A 339-nucleotide genomic window follows, 5' to 3' on the forward strand; every position below is an offset into this window, starting at 1 on the left:
TGAGTGGCGTGGTCGGGCTTGGCAGCCCGACCTTGTTTGGAGATGGATACGAGTGGTTCTGTAGGGAACCGGTGGGATCTCATGACTAACGAGCGGATCGCTCAAAACGCGGAGTTTCGCGAAAAATGGCGTAAAGCCAGGGACAGACTCAACCTAAAAATGGCTGAGATGCATTAAATCCAAAACCGACATAGGCGGAGCCAAGGTCTAACGCATCAAATTTCCGGACAGTTCCGGTGAACCCAAACCCGTAACACTGCACTCGTGCAGAGCGGAGAGTGTCAAACACATCGTTTGAGCACTCATTTTTAACCATACAAACCCCTCCGGCATGACCGA

Annotated in this window: 1 protein-coding gene; it reads right to left on the reverse strand. The window is 51.6% G+C overall.

Annotated features, from left to right (window positions below; translation table 11 throughout):
• Nucleotides 1–148: 148 nt before the first annotated feature.
• A partial coding sequence (locus CYD26_RS25355; RefSeq protein WP_218197075.1) for a hypothetical protein occupies nucleotides 149–339 on the reverse strand: 191 nt, incomplete at its 5' end.

This window comes from Pseudomonas sp. FFUP_PS_473 (genome assembly GCF_002858665.1).
GTDB lineage: Bacteria > Pseudomonadota > Gammaproteobacteria > Pseudomonadales > Pseudomonadaceae > Aquipseudomonas > Aquipseudomonas defluvii.